16 protein-coding genes are annotated in these 15,947 nt (G+C 65.4%); 12 read left to right on the forward strand and 4 right to left on the reverse strand.

Annotated features, from left to right (window positions below):
• Positions 1-7: 7 nt before the first annotated feature.
• Positions 8-331 (reverse strand): hypothetical protein, encoded by a 324-nt coding sequence (locus CP557_RS09850; RefSeq protein WP_097379734.1) that lies wholly within the window; start codon positions 329-331, stop codon positions 8-10.
• A gap of 191 nt (positions 332-522) precedes the next feature.
• Between CP557_RS09850 and CP557_RS22545 the strand changes: the two genes are divergently transcribed.
• Positions 523-690: a hypothetical protein gene (locus CP557_RS22545; RefSeq protein WP_169924367.1), complete on the forward strand. Its 168-nt coding sequence runs from the start codon at positions 523-525 to the stop codon at positions 688-690.
• A 129-nt stretch (positions 691-819) separates the two neighbouring features.
• Here the strand turns inward: CP557_RS22545 and dpsA are convergent, their stop codons facing one another.
• The gene (gene dpsA / locus CP557_RS09855; protein WP_097379735.1) at positions 820-1,365 is read right to left on the reverse strand and encodes a DNA starvation/stationary phase protection protein DpsA; all 546 of its coding nucleotides are present in this window, start codon (positions 1,363-1,365) and stop codon (positions 820-822) included.
• 205 nt (positions 1,366-1,570) lie between these two features.
• Between dpsA and CP557_RS09860 the strand changes: the two genes are divergently transcribed.
• Positions 1,571-3,040, forward strand: a complete 1,470-nt coding sequence (locus CP557_RS09860) for an aldehyde dehydrogenase family protein (RefSeq protein ID WP_097379736.1) — start codon at positions 1,571-1,573, stop codon at positions 3,038-3,040.
• Positions 3,041-3,092: 52 nt separating this feature from the next.
• Here the strand turns inward: CP557_RS09860 and CP557_RS09865 are convergent, their stop codons facing one another.
• Positions 3,093-4,262: a hypothetical protein gene (locus tag CP557_RS09865; protein WP_097379737.1), complete on the reverse strand. Its 1,170-nt coding sequence runs from the start codon at positions 4,260-4,262 to the stop codon at positions 3,093-3,095.
• A gap of 123 nt (positions 4,263-4,385) precedes the next feature.
• Here CP557_RS09865 and CP557_RS09870 point away from each other — a divergent pair, with 123 nt between their 5' ends.
• The 10 genes from CP557_RS09870 (at position 4,386) to CP557_RS09915 (ending at position 14,413) form a co-directional block, all read left to right on the forward strand.
• On the forward strand, positions 4,386-5,339 hold the full coding sequence (locus tag CP557_RS09870; RefSeq protein WP_097381604.1) for a carbohydrate kinase family protein: 954 nt from the start codon (positions 4,386-4,388) through the stop codon (positions 5,337-5,339).
• A 98-nt stretch (positions 5,340-5,437) separates the two neighbouring features.
• Positions 5,438-6,577, forward strand: coding sequence for a YhjD/YihY/BrkB family envelope integrity protein (locus CP557_RS09875; RefSeq protein WP_097379738.1), 1,140 nt, complete (start codon positions 5,438-5,440; stop codon positions 6,575-6,577).
• A 75-nt stretch (positions 6,578-6,652) separates the two neighbouring features.
• Complete coding sequence (locus CP557_RS09880) at positions 6,653-7,075, forward strand: hypothetical protein (protein ID WP_097379739.1); 423 nt, start codon at positions 6,653-6,655, stop codon at positions 7,073-7,075.
• A 187-nt stretch (positions 7,076-7,262) separates the two neighbouring features.
• Positions 7,263-8,333: a metal ABC transporter substrate-binding protein gene (locus CP557_RS09885; RefSeq protein WP_097379740.1), complete on the forward strand. Its 1,071-nt coding sequence runs from the start codon at positions 7,263-7,265 to the stop codon at positions 8,331-8,333.
• A complete protein-coding gene (locus tag CP557_RS09890) occupies positions 8,330-9,067 on the forward strand; it encodes a metal ABC transporter ATP-binding protein (protein WP_097379741.1) in 738 nt (245 codons plus the stop codon). Before CP557_RS09885 ends, CP557_RS09890 begins: the two co-directional genes overlap by 4 nt.
• Before the next feature lie 5 nt (positions 9,068-9,072).
• Positions 9,073-10,089 (forward strand): metal ABC transporter permease, encoded by a 1,017-nt coding sequence (locus CP557_RS09895; protein WP_097379742.1) that lies wholly within the window; start codon positions 9,073-9,075, stop codon positions 10,087-10,089.
• A 160-nt stretch (positions 10,090-10,249) separates the two neighbouring features.
• Entirely contained in the window at positions 10,250-10,648 is a 399-nt protein-coding gene (locus CP557_RS09900; RefSeq protein ID WP_097379743.1) for a hypothetical protein, read from the forward strand.
• Positions 10,649-10,749: 101 nt separating this feature from the next.
• Complete coding sequence (locus tag CP557_RS09905) at positions 10,750-12,861, forward strand: acetate--CoA ligase family protein (RefSeq protein ID WP_097379744.1); 2,112 nt, start codon at positions 10,750-10,752, stop codon at positions 12,859-12,861.
• Entirely contained in the window at positions 12,858-13,994 is a 1,137-nt protein-coding gene (locus CP557_RS09910) for a phosphotransacetylase family protein (protein ID WP_097379745.1), read from the forward strand. Before CP557_RS09905 ends, CP557_RS09910 begins: the two co-directional genes overlap by 4 nt.
• A gap of 125 nt (positions 13,995-14,119) precedes the next feature.
• On the forward strand, positions 14,120-14,413 hold the full coding sequence (locus CP557_RS09915) for a PRC-barrel domain-containing protein (protein WP_097379746.1): 294 nt from the start codon (positions 14,120-14,122) through the stop codon (positions 14,411-14,413).
• 1 nt (position 14,414) lies between these two features.
• Here the strand turns inward: CP557_RS09915 and CP557_RS09920 are convergent, their stop codons facing one another.
• Positions 14,415-15,869: a DHH family phosphoesterase gene (locus tag CP557_RS09920; protein ID WP_097379747.1), complete on the reverse strand. Its 1,455-nt coding sequence runs from the start codon at positions 15,867-15,869 to the stop codon at positions 14,415-14,417.
• Positions 15,870-15,947 lie beyond the last annotated feature (78 nt).

Raw genomic sequence — 15,947 nt, forward strand, 5'->3', positions numbered from 1 at the left:
GCGACGCTCAGTCGGTTCGAATCCAACCGTTCCGAACCGGTTGGGGCATGAGGTCGGCGGCTGCGACCCCGTAAAATTTCTCCCGGCCGACGGGCGTCCGGAGCCGCAGGACACAGGTCGCGTCGGTCACCTCGAACGCAGTTACCGTTCGAGTGGACTGCTGGTGGGCCAACCGAAAGCGGCGGTCCGCGTCCGCTTCGACTGTAACGCGGTTACCGAGCGACCAACTCAGCGACTCCACGCGTTCGATATCGATGTCGAAGAGGTCCGCGATCAGGGGTCGACCGTGCCGACCGGTTGTTCCCTGTGATCGACTCTCGTGTGAACTCATGTGATGACTATTTCACTGAATCCCGAAAAATGATACTATATTGGTCTGGCCTTCACTACCACGATCGTGTGGACCACGAACTCGATCGTAGAGGACGCGACGGGACCGAGATCGTCCCGCCGAACGTGTCAGTCTCAGGATCTTAGGCCGACCAAAACCTTTTTAGATTTAGGCTCGCCTAACTCAACCTGATGGACGTACCCGCCCGCAGGCAGGATCCCGACACCGACGCCGAACGCGAGGAGCCGGCGGCGGTCGTGACGAGTCACGAAACCCGCCCCGGCAAGATCGTCTTTACCGAACGAGACAACACCGACGGCTGGATCGCAACGGATCTCGCCGTCGAACTCGAGCCCTGACGTGTCGCGGGGGCAACGATCGGTTGCATGGCTAGTATCGACCCTGAACTATCTCTTTTGACTCGTCGATAAAAAGCGGTCTGCGCTGTCGGTACCGTTTTTCGGTCGTCGACGCGATTTCGGGGGGTACTAGTGGGTCGCTTCCTCGAGCACCAGCGTATCGTCCTCGAGGTAGTGTTCGAAGTGGTGCCCGTCTTCCTCGAGCGTCACGAGGATCTCCCGCAGGATCTGGGCGGTGGCGTGGTCCCCGAGGTTCTCGGCGAGTTCGATGCTGTCGCGCATCGATTCGATGATGTCCCCGTAGATTTCGAGGTCGTTTTCGAACATCGTACGGACGTCGTAGACGTCTTCGCCCTCGAACTCGACGGTGGCACGCTCTTCCTGGTTCGATGGGCCCGAGACGGGGACGCCACCGAGCGCCTGTGCGCGCTCGGCGATCATGTCCGCGCCTTCTTCGACGTGCGTGTAGGCCTCCTCGAGGAACTCGTGGAGCGGCAGGAACTCGGCACCCTCGACCACCCAGTGGTGTTTCTTCAACTGGTGGTAGAGCACGTACGAGTTGGCCAACTCCGTGTTCAGCGCGTCGACGATCTGTTCGGCCTTCTCCTGCTCGAGGCGGAGCTCGTTCCCCTCGACGTTGTCAGCCGATTGACGGACGGTTTTCTGAGTGCTCATCGTACGACGTACGTACGCTCGCTTAGCACTTAAAGATTTCCCAGTAATAAATATTTCTTCCAAAATAAGAAAGACTTCTTTCGCCTTCAAGCGTTTTATTTGTGTATGGGGTGGCTGTTCGTGTTACCAAACGACACCGTCACTCTGTTCTTCGTTTTTTCGAGGCTGAGTAAACATTTTCAGTGCGCGGTTCCAAGAAGGGGATATGGCAACCAGAGTCGCACAGCGTCGAGAGCGGATTTACGTCGACGGCGAATGGCTCGAGACCGAGAACGTACTATCAGTGTCCGATCTCGCAGAGGGGGGGACCTTCGCACAGGTCGCCGCTGCAGGGCCAGCAGCGGCTCGAACTGCGCTTGGCGCGGCCCACGAAATAAAACCGGAGCTCCGGGAGACGACGGTCGTCGAACGCGCGACGTGGTGTGAGACGATCGCCGAGGGACTGCGCGAGCGCGAGGAGGAACTCGCCGAGGTCATCGTTCGCGAGGCCGGCAAACCGATCTCGTCGGCCCGCGGAGAAGTCGAGCAGGCCGCCGAGCGTTTCGACCGCGCGGCCGAGGAGGCGCGCAACATCGTCAGCAAGGGCGAGTACCGCGAGGGGTCGACCGAGGGTCACGAGGGGTGGCAGGCGATCGTCAAGCACGAACCGATCGGTGCCGTCCTCTGTATCACGCCGTACAACTACCCGCTCGCGACGACGGCACTGCAGGTCGCGCCCGCGCTCGCGGCCGGCAACAGCGTGCTGCTCAAGCCCGCCAGCAAGACGCCCATCTCGGCTGCGATCCTCGCCGACGTCATCGCCGACGTCGACGGGATTCCCGACGGCGCGTTCAACTTCGTTCCCGGCGAAGCCAGCGAGATCGGCGACGTCCTCGCGGGCGACGACCGCGTCAACGCAATCGCGATGACCGGCTCCTCGGGTGCGGGTAAACACGTCGCCCGCGAGAGCGGGATGGTCAACCTGCACATGGAACTTGGCGGCAACGCCCCGGCGATCGTCTTCGACGACGCCGACCTCACCGACGTCGCGGGCAACTGCGCCAAGGGATCGTTCAAGTACGCCGGCCAGCGCTGCTCGGCGATTTCGCGCGTCCTCGCCCACGAGTCGGTCCACGACGACCTCGTCGACCTGATCGACGGGCAGATGGACGCCTGGCAGGCCGGCGATCTCTTCGAAGAAGACACCGCCTTCGGCCCGCTCATCAGCGAGGAGCAGGCCGACTGGGTCGAAACGCTCGTCGAGGACGCCGTCGAGAAGGGCGCGGAGATCGTCCGCGGCGGGGAGCGACGTGCCCCCGAGGGCGTCCCCGACGAACTCGCCGACCAGTTCTTCGAGCCGACGCTACTCGCGAACGTCCCCCAGGACGCCCGCATCGTCGACGAAGAGCAGTTCGGCCCCATCGCCGCCATCACCACGTTCGAAGACGAGGCCGAGGCCCTCGAGATCGCGAACGGTTCCGACCTCGCGCTCGACGCGGCGGTCTTTACGGCCGACTACAAGCGTGCAATGGGGATGGCCGAGCGCATCGACGCCGGCGCGGTCCGGATCAACGGCGCACCGAGTCACGGCCTGGGCGACGTTCCCTTCGGCGGCAACAAAGATTCCGGTATCGGCCGCGAGGGCCTCGACGCCTCGATCCACGAGATGATGCGCAAGAAGAGTATCATCCTCTAAGTCGGCGTCACCGTCGGACTCGGAGCGAATTCACTCGAGTCCCCGCCCGCACTCAGAACGAATACGAGTGCGCAGCGACGACTGCCTTCGTCTCGCCCCTGACGCCGACGACGGTAAGTTCTCCCGACGCCCCCGCTTCGTACTCGAACGTCGTCGTCTCCCCGACCTCGGTCATTTCGTCGCTGTTCCCGCTCTCGTCGCGTATCTCGAGTCGATCCGCTCCGCTCCTCGAGACGTAGGTCACGGTAACCGTCCGGCTTGACGCGTCGGATTCGATCGTCACGCCCGCCTGCGGTGGGGCCGGCTGGGTCCCGCGGTCAGCGAACCGATTCCGATACTCGTAGTCGTCGGTCGGAACGGTTCTCGTCGCCACGCCGACGGTACCGTCGATTTCTATCGCCTCGTCGTCGAACGTCGCTGGGATCTGCGTCTCGAATTCGGACACGGTATCGGCGTCGTCATACACGGCAACTATCGAGTGAGTTGTCGTTTCGGAGCCGATCGACCACGCGTTCGCGACCCCAACCCAGCTCGCGTCGGTCTCGTCACGCCGGTCGTGTTCTCCTTGGACGAACGTGGCTTGGGCGACCTGGTCGGCCGTCGTGGCGAACGTCACGTCCGCGTCGACCCGACGGTCGGTTCCCTCGACGCCCGCCGCGAGGATCGCGTCGATATCCGCACCGTCGGCGTCGCTCACGACGACCGTCTCCTCGGAGACGGCAACCGATGTGCCATCGCGCTCGAAGACCCCGAACTCGCCCGCTGCCGACTCGAGGTCAACGTCGACCGAATCGGAATCGAACGAGCCGGAGACGACCACGTTTCCGACGGCGTCCGCGGACCCGAACCGAAGGACGGAGTCGACCGCCGACTCGCCGTCCACCAGCTGTTCGACGATCTCGCCGCGCTCTCCCCGGGGGAGCGACGGAATAGCCGCGACCACGTCCGACTGGAGGTGTTCCTCGTACGCACGGACTGTCGCGAGGTCCCGATACTGAAACCCGAGTTCGGCACTCCCCGACGCGGGAACCCACCGCTCGAGGGGCGGCCGATCGCTCGCACTGGTCTCGTCCGGTTCGTCCGCCCCGTCGGGTTCGTCGGTGTCGGTGGCCTCGTCGGGACCGGTCTCGGCCGACTGGTCGAGACACCCCGCGCCGAGGGCAGTAAGACCCGTCCCGGTCCCTGCGGTCGCGAGTAGTCTGCGGCGTGAAATGTGTTCCATACGAATACTAACACGTCGTAACCGGCGGTATTTATGGATTCTCGTCTCGACTACTCGCGCCGGACGCGAGTATCACGCCACGTCGACGACAGAACTACCGCCGTCGACGAGGGAGTCTCGCGTATGTCCCAGGACGTGCTCGTCGCGGGCGAAACACTGATCGACTGCATTCCCGAGCGACCCGGCCCCCTCGAGGACGTCGCGGGGTTCGAACGCCGGCCCGGCGGCGCGCCGGCGAACGTCGCAGTCGCGCTCGCGCGACTCGCAGCGCCGCCGCTGTTCTGGACCCGTGTCGGCGCGGACCCGTTCGGCCGGTACCTCGAGGGGGTGCTCGCCGAGTACGGCCTTCCCGACCGATTCGTCGAACGCGATGGGGCTGCAAAGACCACGCTCGCGTTCGTCACCCACGACGAGAGCGGCGATCGCGAGTTTACCTTCTACCGGGACGGAACGGCCGACACCCGCCTCGAGCCCGGCCGAATCCCCGATAGGACGCTGGCGGACTGCGAGTGGGTCCACGCCGGCGGCGTCACCCTCTCCAGTGGCTCGTCCCGCGGAGCGACGATGGACCTGCTCGAGCGCGCGGCAGCGGCGGGTTGTTCGGTCTCGTTCGATCCGAACCTGCGACCCGAACTCTGGCCCGACGCGGAAACGTTCGCGAGCGTCGTCCGCGATGGGCTTGCCCACGTCGACGTCTGCTTCGCGACGGCCGCGGAACTCGAGGCCCTCGGGTTCAGCGGCGGGACGCCGACGGAACTCGCGAGCGCGGCGGTCGATCGGGGAACGGTCGACACCGTCTTCCTGACGCGGGGTGGCGAGGGTGCCGTTGCCGTCGCTGGCGACGACGCGCCCTGGCCCGGACGCGTCGAGCACGCCGGCTACGAGGTCGAGACCGTGGATACGACGGGTGCCGGTGACGCCTTCGTCGCCGGAGCGATCGCCGCCCTCCGGGAGGGACAGGCCCTCGAGGAGACGGTCGCGTTCGCGAACGCGGTCGCGGCGACGGCGACGACCGGCTCCGGGGCGATGTCGGCATTGCCGACTCGCGACGCGGTGGCTCCGTTGCTCGAGGGGTAGGTGTCGAACCGACCTCAACCGAATCGAGCGAGTCGCCGCGGGATCGCTACGTGGGTGCAAGCCGGGGCGCTATCCGGTCCCCTCACGAACGAACCCGTATGGGGTTTACCGCTCGTGGAACGATTCCCTTCGCGAAGTCCGTCGCCACGGGAATCCAGGAGAAGAACGTGACGTTCATGGCCGCCAGTATCGCCTATCAGGCGTTCATTTCGTTGATTCCGCTCCTCGTGTTGGTCTTCTTTCTCGTCTCGTTCGTCGGCGACGAGGGACTCGCCACGCAGGTCTCATCGGCGACCGAAGGGTTCCTCCCCGAGAGCGGACAGATCGTTCTCGAGGACGGGATCGAGGGGACGACCGGGAGCGCGGGAACGTCGATCATCGGCCTACTCGTCCTCCTGTGGGGGTCGTTGAAGATATTTCGGGGGCTGGACACCGCGTTCTCGGAGATCTACGCGTCGACCGAGGACAACTCGCTGGTCGACCAGTTGCGCGACGGGATCGTCGTCTTCGGGGCCATCGGGGTCGCGCTCGTGGCAGCGGGGGTGACCAGCATCGTCTTCGCGTTCTTCCCCGACAGTCTCTTCATCGGCTTGGTGAACCCGCTGTTGCTCGTGATCGGACTGACGATCGCCTTCCTCCCGATGTACTACTTCTTCCCCGACGTCGACGTCTCCGTCCGCGAGGTCGTTCCCGGGGTCGTCGTCGCCGCCGTCGGCTGGGCGCTCCTCCAGTCGCTGTTTCAGGTCTACGTCGCCGTCTCGAGTAGCTCCGAGTCGGCGGGACCGATCGGCGCGATCCTCCTCCTGTTGACCTGGCTGTACTTCGGCGGGCTCGTGTTGCTCGTCGGTGCCGTCGTCAACGCCACCCACTCGGGGCACATCGACGTCGCCCGCGAGGAGACGGCGTCGGGAGCCGGAATCCCCGAGGACTCGGATCGAGGTCCCGTCGTCGAGACGGGCCAGCGCGAACGCGAGCGCCTCGAGCGTCGACTCACGGCGCTCCGGCGGGAACGCGACCAGTTACAACACGATCGCCGGGCCCAGCGAACCCGCCGGTACCGGCTCGAGGACCGCGTCGACGAACTCGAGGCGCGGATCGACGGGCTCGAGGCGGAGAACGAACGGCTCCGCCACGAACTCGCGGCTCGGCAGGGGTCGTCGTGGCGACGGCGGCTACGCGGCGTGTTGAGGCGGGTACGGACGCTGAACGTCGGTGTCGTCGAAAATCGCAACGAGTAGGACAGGGCAACTCGGCGACGATATGTCACGATCCGAGTCGAGACTTCTTAGTGTGCCCCCGTCCCACCGACGACCGTGTCCCATCCAGTCCGGGCCGCTCGGCGTCGAATACGGACCGACCACGCGTCGGTCATCGAGGGGATCGACGCCTGTGCCGACGCGATCGCCGAGCCCTGGGATACCGCCCGAACGACCGACCGCGACGCGGTCGTCGACGGCCTGCAGCGATCCCTCACGGAGACCGGGCTACACGAGGTGCTCCCGCGCGTGCTCGCCGACGCGGTCGACGCGACGGGATGCGACCTCCAGGCCCGTCCCGTTGCGGGGCCGCCCTACGTCGTCGTGACCAGCCGCGGACCCGTTCTCCGGGCGACGATCGAGCCCGGCCGCCTCGTGATTCGGTTCGACGTGTTCGAGGTCGTTCGCGACGACGGTCCCGAACTGCCACCGACCTACCGTCGCCTCGAGGGGACCAGACTCGAGATCGCACTCGAATAGCGTTCGTCTCGAACCAGCGCGCGTCCGAGATTTCCGCCGGAGCGCGCCCCCCGGCCCAGCGACCGATAACAATTCGGCGCGCTATATCGTCAGTTCTTGTTAACAGCGCAGATATCGCGGGCGGTGTTTTAATAAAATACACCTCTAAGATAATAACTCTTATACACGGGAGGAACTAGTCACAGATATGAACCTGACACGGCGCGCGCTGGTGAAAACGGGGGCCGGCGCGCTCGCGACCGGCACTGTTGCGGGCTGCCTCGACGACGTCGGCAACGCGACCGCGACGATGGATTCGGGCTACGCCGCCTTCTTTACCCTCTGGGACTGGACCGAGCAGATCAGCGGCGACGCCATGGAGTTCGAAAACCCGGTCGGCACGGGCGAGGCCGGCCACGGCTGGTCGCCGAGTGGCGATCTCACCCGGGACATCGCCGACTCCGGTGCCTTCGTCTATCTGGATACCGCCGAATTCTCGTGGGCACAGGACATCGCAGCGACCCTCGAGAGCGATTACGACACCGTCGCCGTGATCGACGGCTTCGAGGGACTCGACGATCAGTTACTCGGCTGGGACCACGAGGTGGAGACCGGCGGTCACGAACACGACGACGGTGGCCACGAGAGCGATGGACACGACGACCATGACGGTGACGGACACGACGAGGAACTCGAAAACGCGCACGATGGCCACGACCACGACCCGTCGTCGGTCGACCCACACGCCTGGCTCGATCCCGTACTCGCAGGGGAGATGGTCACCGCCATCGCCGACGGACTCGCCGACGCCGACCCGGACAACGCCGAGACCTACGAAGAAAACGCCGCCGAGTACGCCGCCGAACTCGAGTCCCTCGACCAGCAGTTCGAGGACCTGATCGACGCGGCGAATCGGCGAGTCGCCGTCTTCGCCGGCCACGACTCGTTTACCTACCTCCAGGAGCGATACGGGTTCGAAATCCACACGCCAGTTGGCGTCTCCGCGCAGGCGCAGGTTACCACCGACGCGATGGCAGCGACGATCGACCTCGTCGACGAGGAGGGAATCGAGACCATCCTCTACAACCCGTTCAAAGCGACCGACGGGTCGTATCAGATGGTAGAGAACATCCTCGAGGGGAGCAACGCCACTGACGCGATGCCGATTACGCACTTGTCCGGGACCCTCGCGAAGTGGCACGAGGAGGGATTGGGCTACCGGGAGCAAATGGAAGAAATAAACCTGCCCGCGTTCAGGGAGGTACTAGACGCACAGTGACCGTCGTCGATCTCGACAACGTGACGTTCGCCTACGGCGAGCAGCCGGCGGTCAAGGAGGTCTCGCTGACGGTCGAGGAGGGCGACTTTTTGGGACTGATCGGTCCCAACGGCTCGGGCAAGACGACCCTCTTGCATCTCATGCTCGGATTGCGCAGTCCCGATCGCGGCTCGATCGAGCTATTCGGTGACCCCGTCTCCCAGTTCGACGACGGCGAACGGATCGGCTACGTCTCCCAGCAGGCAACCAGCGCCGGCGGTTCGATGCCGGTGACCGTCCGCGAGGCCGTCACCATGGGCCGGTTCGCCCACGCGGGACACGGGCGACTGACCGACGAGGACCGCGCGACGGTCGACGACGCCCTCGAGACGGTCGGCATCACCGAACTGGCCGACCGGCAGGTCAACCAGCTCTCGGGCGGCCAGCGCCAGCGAGCCTACATCGCCCGGGCGCTGGCTTCCGAGGCCGACCTCCTGGCGCTCGACGAGCCGACCGTCGGGGTCGACGCCGAGTCCCGCGACGCGTTCTATCAACTGCTCGAGTCGCTCAACGCGTCGGGAATCACGATCATCCTGATCGAACACGATATCGGCGTCGTCACGGACCGCGCGAGCCGGATCGCCTGCATCAATACGGAGCTGTACCACCACGGTGACACGGAATCGTTCGTCGAAAGCGAGGCGTTGACCGAGGCCTACGGCGCGACGGGCCAGGTCGTCCATCACCACCACTGAAACCGATGAGTCACGGCTCTTCCCTCCGTCGACGGCTCGAGCACGTCGGGATCGGTCTGACCGCGGTCCTCGCGGTCGCGATGGTCGGCTTGCTCGCCGTCGACGCACTGCGGTCGGTCCCCGTCGCAGGCGGGATGTACGATCAGGCGCGGCTCGCGGGCCAGTTACTGGATCACGCGCTCGGAACGAACGTCTTTGCGCATCCGTTTATGTGGCGGTCGATCGCGACGGGGATCCTGATCGGCATCGTCGCACCGCTGGTCGGCACCTATCTCGTCCACCGAGAGATGGCACTGATCGGCGAGACGTTGGCCCATACCGCCTTCGCTGGGGTCGCAGTCGGTCTCCTCGTAAACGCGATGACCGGCTGGGATGGCCCGCTGATGGTCGTCGCGTTGGTCGTGGGGATCCTCGGTGCCCTCGGCGTTCAGTGGCTGATCGAGCGGACCGACACCTACGGCGACGTGCCGATCGCGATCATGCTAACCGGCAGTTTCGCCGTCGGGACGCTCATCATCAGTTTAGACCGAACGAGCGGGATCAACGTGAGAGACTACCTCTTCGGCAATATCTCCGTCGTCACCCCCTCCGGGGCGCGACTGATGGCCGTCCTCAGCGTCCTCGTCGTCCTCGTCGTCGTCGCGACCTACAAGCAACTGTTGTTCATCACGTTCGACGAGCAGGCCGCCCGGGTCGCTCGCCTCAACGTCACCTGGTACAACACCCTGCTGATCGTGATGACGGCCGTCGTCGTCGTCGGCGCGCTCCAGATCCTGGGCGTGATCCTCGTCGCCGCGATGCTCGTCGTTCCCGTCGCGGCCGCCACCCAGATCGCCCACAGCTTCCGAGAGACGTTGTTTCTCTCGATTCTCTTCGGACAGGTAGCGGTCATCGGCGGCTTCGTCGTCTCGATCTCTCAGAGCCTTCCCACCGGCGGCTCGATCGTCGTCGTCGCAATCGCCTGTTACCTGCTCGCGATCCTCGCCTCGAGTCGCTCCACGGCCGCTATTTCGACCCGCTGACCGTCGGGGCGGGAGTCACACGCACGATTCGACGGCGACATGATCCACCCGGAAGGGATCGTCTCACGGCCTCCGCTCGGCCGAAAGCCCCGATCGTCTCCCGGTTCCGTCTCCGAATACGATCGCTGCCGCTTACGTGTCTGGGATTCAACAGCCAGGTATGAGTCGACGATCGACCGGCGTCCTCGTGTGCAGCCTCCTCGCGTTCGTCGTCGGATACGCCCTCTGGCCGCCCAGACACGTCTACTGGGAGGGGGTCGCACGCGTCATCGGCGAACCGCTTACCCTCGCGCTCGTCGGACTGCTAGCCGTGGGTGTCGGTCTCGTAGCTGGTGGTCTCCTCGAGTTCTCGATCGTGGAGTTCGTCGCGGGCGGGGTGATCGCCTACGCGGCCGGAATGGCGCTCATCGAGTACGTCCTCACGACGGACAGTCCGGTCCACTTCCTCCTGTACGGCGTGCTATTGCTCTGTTTCAGTCTCGGTGTGTCGATCGGTGCGTTCCGGCGACGAGGGTCCGGTGACCGTGCCTCCCGGTCGGAACGTCCGTCCACCGAGTGAGGGCCGTCTCTAGCAGCTGAATCCGGTGTGTCCCCATCCACGATGTCGGACGGCGGGAACACGCCCTACGCTTAACTCGCTTCCCGAGTAACGATCGACCGATGGGACGGTTATCCGCACTCTTCGATCCCGACACCGTCGCCGTGGTCGGCGCGACCGACCGCGAGGGCGCAGTCGGTCGGGCGATCCTCGAGAACCTGCGAGACGGGTTCGCCGGCGAGGTCGTCCCGATCAACCCCTCCCGCGAGGAGGTACTCGGGCTCGAGTGTTATCAGGACGCGCAGAGCGCACCGCCGATCGATCTGGCGGTGGTCGTCGTACCGCCCGATATCGTCATCGAGTCGATTCGCGACCTCGCGGGCGCGGGCACCGAGAACGTGGTCGTGATTACGGCTGGGTTTGCCGAGACCGGGAGCGAGGGGGCCGAACGCGAACGGCAGCTCCGCGCACTCGCCGACGAGCACGACCTCAACGTCGTCGGGCCGAACAGCCTCGGCATCATGGCCACGCCCAACGGCATGAACGCAACCTTCGGCCCCGAGGACGCACTCGAGGGATCGATCTCCTTCATGAGTCAGTCGGGGGCGTTCATCACCGCCGTGCTCGACTGGGCCAACGAACAGGGGATCGGCTTTCAGGACGTCGTTTCGCTGGGCAACAAGACGGTGCTCGACGAGACGGATTTCGTCCGCGAGTGGGGTGGGGATCCCGAAACCGACGTCATCATCGGCTATCTCGAGGACATCGACGACGGGCAGGGGTTCATCGAGGCCGCTCGCGAGGTCACTGCGGATACCCCGATCGTCCTCGTCAAATCCGGCCGAACGGACGCCGGCGCGCAGGCGGCCTCCTCGCACACCGGCGCGATCGCCGGCAGCGAACGGGCCTACGAGGCCGGCCTCGACCAGGCCGGCGTGCTCCGCGCCCGCTCGGTCCAGGAACTGTTCGATTACGCGCGGGCGCTTGCGGGCTTGCCCCAACCCGAGTCCGACGGAGTCGCCGTCGTCACGAACGCGGGCGGTCCCGGCGTGCTCACGACCGACGCCGTCGGCGACTCGAGGCTCGAGATGGCCTCGTTCGCCGACGAGACGATCGAGACGCTCGCCGAGGCACTGCCCGAGGAAGCCAACGTCTACAACCCGATCGACGCGATCGGCGACGCCGACGTCGAGCGATTCGGCGAGGCCCTCGAAATCGCACTCGCGGACCCGAACGTGGGCAGCGCAGTGGTCGTCGCCGCGCCGACGGCAGTCCTCTCCTACGACGCCCTCGCCGAGACGGTCATCGAGAAGCTCGAGGAACACGAGACCCCGGTCGTCACGTGCCTGATGGGCGGCAAACGAGCCCGCGAGGCCGAGGCGACGCTGCGCGAGTCGGGGATTCCGAACTACTTCGATCCCTCGCGGGCGGTCTCGGGACTCGACGCGCTCGCTCGCTTCCGGGATATCCGCGAGCTGCGGACCGACGAGCCGGAGCGCTTCGACGTCGACCGCGAGCGTGCTCGCGACATCCTGGCGCGTGCCACGCGACGCGACGACAACCGGCTCGGCGTCGAGTCGATGGACCTCCTCGAGGCCTACGGGATTCCGACCCCCCAGGGGGAGATCGTCGACGACCCCGACCGCGCTCGCGAGGTCGCCGAGGGGATCGAGGGCGACGTCGTCATGAAGATCGTCAGCCCCGATATCTCCCACAAGTCCGACATCGGCGGCGTCACGGTCGGCGTCGCCGACGAAGACGTCTACGACGCCTACGAGGATCTCGTCGCGAGAGCGCGAAACTACCAACCCGACGCGACGATACTCGGCGTCCAGGTCCAGGAGATGCTCGACCTCGAGACCGCGACCGAGACCATCGTCGGGATGAACCGCGATCCGCAGTTCGGCCCGCTGTTGCTGTTCGGACTCGGCGGCATCTTCGTCGAGATCCTCGAGGATACGGCCGTCCGCGTGGCTCCGATCGGGGAGGGCGAGGCCCGAGAGATGGTCGACGAAATCAAGGCAGCACCGCTGTTGCGGGGCGCTCGCGGCCGCGAACCGGCTGACGTCGAGCGCGTCGTCGAGACGATACAGCGACTCTCCCAGCTGGTGACGGACTTCCCGTCGATCCTCGAACTCGACGTCAACCCGCTCGTAGCGGGCCCCGACGGCGTACAGGCGATCGATCTGCGACTGACCGTCGATCCGAACGAACTCGACACGGAGGAACCATGACCGACACCGATTCAACACCCGACTCTACGACGACCGAGACCGACGAGGAGGCCAACACCCACACCACCGACGGCGAAACCGAGACGCTGCTCGTCAGCTCGCTCGAGGAGAGCACCGGAAAGACGGCGATCACGCTGGCGCTCGCCCGGCTCGCCGCCGCCGACGGGGACAGCGTCGGCTACATGAAACCGAAGGGCACCCGGCTCCAGAGCAACGTCGGGAAGACCCTCGACGAGGATCCGCTGCTCGCCCGCGACCTGCTCGAGCTGGACGCGGAGATACACGACCTCGAGCCGGTGGTCTACTCGCCGACGTTCATCGAACAGGCGATCCGCGGCCGCGAGGACCCCGCAGCGCTCCGCGAGCGCGTCCAGGAAGCGTTCGCGACGCTCGCGGCGGCTCACGATCGGATGTTCGTCGAGGGCGGCGGCCGGTACGACATCGGCGGGATCGTCGATCTCACGGACGCCGATATCGCCGAGTTGCTCGATGCGCGCGTCCTGCTGGTCGCACCATACGAGATCCCGGCGGACGTCGACGACCTGCTCGCCGCGGCCGAGACGTTCGGGGATCGCCTCGCCGGCGTCGTCTTCAACGACGTCTCCGACGCGGCATACGACGGCCTCGAGACGGACGTGATCCCGTTCCTCGAGGCGCGGGACGTTCCGGTTCACGGAGTCCTCCCGAGCGAACGCGACCTCGCGGGCGTGACCGTCGCCGACCTTGCAGCCGAACTCGGTGCGTCGATGCTCGTCGAGGAAGGCCAGGACGCCTACGTCGAGCGCTTTACCGTCGGTGCGATGGGGTCCGACAGCGCCCTCCGACACTTCCGGCGGACGAAAGACGCCGCCGTCATCACTGGCGGCGACCGCGCCGAGATCCATACCGCCGCCCTCGAGGCCCCCGGCGTCCGCTGTCTCATCCTCACCGGCGGCCACCGACCATCGGGAGCGATCCTCGGTCAGGCCAGCGAGAAAGGGGTCCCGATCCTTTCAGTCCAGACGGACACGCTCACCACCGTCGAGCGCGCGGAGGATATCGTCCACAGCGGGCGGACTCGAGACGTCGAGACCGTCGATCGATTGGAACAGCTGTTGTCCGATCACGCGGCCGTCGACTCGATTCTGGGGTAGGGACGGCGATCGAACTCGTTAGCGTGGCTCGAGAACGCGTCCGCCGATGGTCGACCGAGCAGGCCGCTCTCGACGACTGTCACGTCTGACTAAGATTAAAGAGTCCGCCACGCATGAGGCCAGTTATGGACGACATTCCCCAAGAGATCACGTCTCTCGTCGGCCGCGAGGTGTACTCGAACAACGGCGTCTTCGTCGGCGAAGTCGAAGACCTCCGATTGAACATCGACGGCGAAGCCGTCACCGGGTTGGCGCTGGCGAACCTGAACGGCGAACTGTTCGCGGACGAAGCCCGCAGCGGCCAGGGGATCATCGTTCCCTACCGCTGGGTCCGTGCGGTCGGTGACGTGATCCTCATCAACGATGTCGTCGAACGCGTTCGCGAGCCGGACGAGGAACAGGACGAGCTACTGGCCTGAGTTAGCCGCCGTTGGACCCTTCATTGCTACTTCCCTCGACGCCCATCGCGTCGAACAGCGTCCGTTTGACCGCCTCTTCGGTCAATTCGAGCAGCGTGTCCCGCGTGTCCTCCGAGATTTCGATCCCGGTGAAAATACCCAGCGGGATCTCCGCGCTGGCCTGCGTGGAGTGACCGGCCGTCTCGCCGATCTCGCCGTAGGCGTCCGCGAGCACTTTCCCGATGTTGATACGGATGTCCTTCGAGCGGCCCGCGAGGAAGATCGTCTCGTCGGCGATCCCGAAGACCGCGGTCGTGGTAACCCCCTCGAGGTTCAGCAGGTGACTTGCCGCCTGCGTGAGGGCTTCGCGGTCGCGGACGAAGCCGGCGTTGGAGACGAGGTGACTGCCCTGGACGTCGCGGTTCGTAATCGCCTCCGCGAGCACGTCCAGGGTCTCGGGGGACATCGACGGGGACTCCACTTGCTCTAGGGTATCGTGGTTGGCAAAGGGGTAGAGGTAGGCGGCGGCGGTCAGGTCGGCGGGAGTCGTATCGCGTTTGAAATCCAGGGTCTCCGCACGGATGCCATAGAGGAGGGCCGTGGCGACCTCCTCGGAGACGTTCATATCGAACTCCTGGATGTACTTCGTCATGATCGTCGACGTCGAGGACATGTTGGGCCGGATGTCGACGAACTCGGGCTCGGACTCGGATTCGGACTCGTTGTGGTCGATGACGATATCGACGGGCAGTTCCATCTCGCCCGCGGTGCCGTGATCGACGAGGGCGACGGTGTCGTAGATCGAGTGATCCTCGATCTCGTCCCACTGGACCAGATCGATGCCGAGCAGGTTGACGAACGCGCGGTTCTCCTGGTGGCCGACGTCGCCCAGATAGATGATGTCGGATTCGACCCCGAGGTGGTCGGCGATCGCCTGTAAGGCCGCCGCGCTGGCGATCGAGTCCGGATCCGGGCTGTCCTGGGTGATGATCGCGAGCCGCGTCGACGTCTCCTCGACCAGGTCGGCGAGCTTGCCCGCGTTGTACTCGAGTTCGCCCGACTCGAGCGCCCGCAGGGCGGACTCGGCGATGACCGAAGACGGATTGATGACGATGTCGGCTCCGAGTTCGGAGAGTTCGTCGCCGGAGACTGGATCGCTCGCGCGGGCGACGATGAACTGATCGTCGTCGCCGTTGCGGATGTGTTCGACGGCGCGTTTGTTCGATTCGACGTCCGATGCAAGGATGAGGACGACGTCGCGGTCGGCGACCAGTTCGGCGACCTCGGGTTCCCGAATGTCGGCCCGTCGGGCGTCCAGATCCTGATCGCGGAGCGATTCGACCCGACTGTCGTCCTGATCGACGATGAAGACGTCCTTGCCCTGTTCGACGAGTTCCTCCGCGACGGCGTACCCCACGCTCCCACAGCCCAAGATAGCGTAGTCAGAGATCGACGAAATCGTAACCCCCGTACTCATATGCCCGAGTGGTCGGACCGACCGTACTTAACGCTCCCGGAGATTGGTACAGGCTGATGGGTCGAATCGAGCGCCTCG

It is taken from the genome of Natrinema ejinorense, from assembly GCF_002494345.1.
In the GTDB taxonomy this organism is placed as follows: domain Archaea; phylum Halobacteriota; class Halobacteria; order Halobacteriales; family Natrialbaceae; genus Natrinema; species Natrinema longum.

Bases quoted from the DNA above. Each gene is read 5' to 3' on its own strand.
- CP557_RS09870 (WP_097381604.1), top strand. From the start codon at position 4,386: ATGTCCCAGGACGTGCTCGTCGCGGGCGAAACACTGATCGACTGCATT.
- CP557_RS09865 (WP_097379737.1), bottom strand. From the start codon at position 4,262: ATGGAACACATTTCACGCCGCAGACTACTCGCGACCGCAGGGACCGGG.
- CP557_RS09920 (WP_097379747.1), bottom strand. From the start codon at position 15,869: ATGAGTACGGGGGTTACGATTTCGTCGATCTCTGACTACGCTATCTTG.
- CP557_RS09900 (WP_097379743.1), top strand. From the start codon at position 10,250: ATGAGTCGACGATCGACCGGCGTCCTCGTGTGCAGCCTCCTCGCGTTC.
- CP557_RS09895 (WP_097379742.1), top strand. From the start codon at position 9,073: ATGAGTCACGGCTCTTCCCTCCGTCGACGGCTCGAGCACGTCGGGATC.
- CP557_RS09910 (WP_097379745.1), top strand. From the start codon at position 12,858: ATGACCGACACCGATTCAACACCCGACTCTACGACGACCGAGACCGAC.
- CP557_RS22545 (WP_169924367.1), top strand. From the start codon at position 523: ATGGACGTACCCGCCCGCAGGCAGGATCCCGACACCGACGCCGAACGC.
- CP557_RS09850 (WP_097379734.1), bottom strand. From the start codon at position 331: ATGAGTTCACACGAGAGTCGATCACAGGGAACAACCGGTCGGCACGGT.
- CP557_RS09915 (WP_097379746.1), top strand. From the start codon at position 14,120: ATGGACGACATTCCCCAAGAGATCACGTCTCTCGTCGGCCGCGAGGTG.
- dpsA (WP_097379735.1), bottom strand. From the start codon at position 1,365: ATGAGCACTCAGAAAACCGTCCGTCAATCGGCTGACAACGTCGAGGGG.
- CP557_RS09875 (WP_097379738.1), top strand. From the start codon at position 5,438: ATGGGGTTTACCGCTCGTGGAACGATTCCCTTCGCGAAGTCCGTCGCC.
- CP557_RS09860 (WP_097379736.1), top strand. From the start codon at position 1,571: ATGGCAACCAGAGTCGCACAGCGTCGAGAGCGGATTTACGTCGACGGC.
- CP557_RS09905 (WP_097379744.1), top strand. From the start codon at position 10,750: ATGGGACGGTTATCCGCACTCTTCGATCCCGACACCGTCGCCGTGGTC.
- CP557_RS09885 (WP_097379740.1), top strand. From the start codon at position 7,263: ATGAACCTGACACGGCGCGCGCTGGTGAAAACGGGGGCCGGCGCGCTC.